General features: G+C 46.8%; 5 protein-coding genes and 1 pseudogene. All 6 read right to left on the bottom strand.

What is annotated here, in order from left to right; genetic code table 11:
- Nucleotides 1-355, bottom strand: a 355-nt coding sequence (locus tag H8711_RS13485; RefSeq protein WP_249283862.1) for an SRPBCC family protein, incomplete at its 3' end; no start/stop codon positions are given.
- 25 nt (nucleotides 356-380) lie between these two features.
- On the bottom strand, nucleotides 381-884 hold the full coding sequence (gene bilS / locus H8711_RS13480; protein WP_249283861.1) for a flavodoxin family protein BilS: 504 nt from the start codon (nucleotides 882-884) through the stop codon (nucleotides 381-383).
- Between the two features lie 20 nt (nucleotides 885-904).
- On the bottom strand, nucleotides 905-1,114 hold the full coding sequence (locus H8711_RS13475; RefSeq protein ID WP_118647575.1) for a hypothetical protein: 210 nt from the start codon (nucleotides 1,112-1,114) through the stop codon (nucleotides 905-907).
- Nucleotides 1,115-1,150: 36 nt separating this feature from the next.
- Nucleotides 1,151-1,774, bottom strand: a complete 624-nt coding sequence (locus tag H8711_RS13470) for an alpha/beta fold hydrolase (RefSeq protein WP_249283860.1) — start codon at nucleotides 1,772-1,774, stop codon at nucleotides 1,151-1,153.
- 34 nt (nucleotides 1,775-1,808) lie between these two features.
- Entirely contained in the window at nucleotides 1,809-2,288 is a 480-nt protein-coding gene (locus H8711_RS13465; protein ID WP_118647579.1) for a flavodoxin, read from the bottom strand.
- Nucleotides 2,281-2,511 (bottom strand): annotated as a pseudogene (locus H8711_RS13460) (hypothetical protein); the annotation flags it as partial. The pseudogene H8711_RS13460 and the gene H8711_RS13465, both read right to left, overlap by 8 nt.

Below are 2,511 nucleotides of genomic sequence, written 5' to 3'. Positions count from 1 at the left end.
CCCCAATTACCGGCGTTGTCATGCCGAAAGCCTCGGTGTGAGAGAAATGGCATCCTGTTTCAGTTCTTTTCCCTTCAAAGGTGATGAACGCCGTCTTCTTGTCGCTCCGGAATACAATGTGGAAGTGGTTCTCATCCTGTTCGCATTCCGTAATTGTGCCAGTCACATCGTAGTCCAGCCCCATAACAATCTCGCGGAAGCGAACCTTGCTTCCCGCATGATAGTTCCCGTTATAGAGATTGCATTCGATGTGGTAGGGACTCCATTTCACAAACTCTTCCTCAAAGTTAGCGGTCCATGCCTCCATTTTTTCATAGGAAGCCGGAATCTCTATCTGCTCGGTAAGTACAACCATTTTTCTATTTCTCCTGTCAAAGCCGTCATCCCAAAATGATTTTTCTAAGTCTTTCTAAATCGTCCTCATCCGGATGGGAAAGCGCACGGTCAAAGTTTTCAATCAACGCATCAATATTTGCCGGATGCTCCGGCTGTGCCTTCATTTTCATATAGCGATCCCGTACAGACTGCGGCATTTTACCCTGACACATATATTCTCCGACCACAGTATTGCTTGGGTCAACAGACTGCTTAACGTGATCGAGGATCTTCTGGAAATATGCCACACTGCCACCGAAGCCCGCCGTTCCGAAAAGGAAAACCTTTTTGCCTCTCAGCTTTGACAGCAGTTCTAAGGTAGCATTATCCGCGTTGCCTTTATCCGTCCAGAATCCGATATAGAGTATTTCAGAGTGCAGTTCTTGCGTTTCAGGCACACCGTAATAATCACAGTTTTCTGCCGGAAGCACTGCGCGAATTGTCTCGGCAAGTATTTTCGTGTTACCGGTCAAGCTGCTGAATATGATCGAATATCTTCCCTTATCCATAGCAAAAGCCTCCTGTCTTATCAAAGCGGCATCGGTGTCCGGGCAATCAGAATGACCGCCAGAATCGCACCCACAAATGCCGCAGCCCCTATGACCGCCAACAACTTTTTGCTGAGTTTCTTCTTTGCTGCTTTGCAGATCAGCGCGGCGCAAGCCACGCAGACAGCCGCAGCCACAAGTGCAATGCCCAGCGTTTCCCATAGCCAAGATAGTTCATATAGGATTTTCATGCGTTCATCATCTCCTGTTCGTTAAACTGGAAGTTGTCAGATGCTCTTATAAAACTTTCGCAATAAGGAGGCTAGTTCTTCCGGAGATTCCAAATTCACTTCGTGACCGGTTCTCGGAATTTCTTTGAATTGGGAATGCTTCATAATATCTGCAAGTTCGATAGAGGCTCTTTTGTTGGCTTTATCTTTTTCTCCACAAACGACCAATACAGGGCAGGAGACTTGGTTCAATGAACCACTAAAATCAAGTTCCACCATGCTGTCACACAGACTTATAAAATCGAGTTTTCCAAAGCCGGTTTGTTGAAACATCGACTGTGGCATAAAACGAAATAGTGCATTTTGCAGTTTTAATAATCTCTTTGGCATTTTATACTGCGCTGCAATCAAAACTAACGCCTTTACTTTTTGGGGATAGTCTATCGCATAGTTAAGTGCCAACACTCCACCCAAGGAAAGACCACACAAAATGATTTCCTCATTTTCTGCAGCACACAATTCCACAAAAGCAGAGTAGAGGGTGGAATATGTTACCGCTTTGCCTTTGACCATTTCCGACAAATCCAAGCATACGCTATGATCCAACACTTCTGTTGCTTCTATCACCTTGTTCCAACTGCCTGCATTTTGTCCCAATCCATGCAAGTATAAGTATTTCATCTGCTCTCTCCACAATTCCCGATTTGTACGACTCTCAAAGTTTCAGTCCTTCAACCCACGCCGCAAGCTCCTGATGCCCGACGCTGCTCTTGAAGACCTTGCCGTCCATCAGCTTTGCGCCTTTGCAGCTCGGCGTAAGGCGTTCGTTCGTCTTGCCAATGCCGCTTCCTCCGGAGGTCGCAAACGGGATGACCGTCTTGCCGGTCAGGTCATAGCTCTCAAGAAATGTATTGATAATCGTCGGCGCAACGTACCACCAGATCGGGAAGCCCACAAAGATTGTATCGTAGTCCTTCATGTTGTCCCGCTTTACGGCAATCTCAGGACGGGAAGCAGGATCGTTCATCTCAATCGTGCTGCGGGCTTTCTTGTCCATCCAGTTCAGATCGGCTTCCGTGTAAGGCACCTTCGGCTCAATCTCAAAGATGTCCGCGCCGATTGCCTCTGCGAGCGTCTCGGCAACCTTCGCGGTCACGCCGGACGCAGAAAAATATGCTACAAGTTTATTACTCATTGTGTTCTTCCTCATCAATCTTTTCATTTCCTTCATTCAGCATGAAGTATAGCAGTGCTTCCAGCAATGTTGCCATATAGTGAAGCGACCAGTTTTCATTCGGTTCTTTTGCCATCTTATCAAGTACGGCTCGAAAAGCCGTGGTACGGTCAATCCTTGTTTCCTCATCAATGCGGTCAAGTATGCCCTTCATTTTCAGAGCGAGTTCCTTTTCCTCGTCAGA

This window comes from Ligaoa zhengdingensis, assembly GCF_014384885.1.
GTDB classification, from domain to species: domain Bacteria; phylum Bacillota; class Clostridia; order Oscillospirales; family Ruminococcaceae; genus Ligaoa; species Ligaoa zhengdingensis.
Note: the sequence above shows the minus strand (reverse complement) of the source record. Positions and strands in the feature narration are given on the sequence as shown.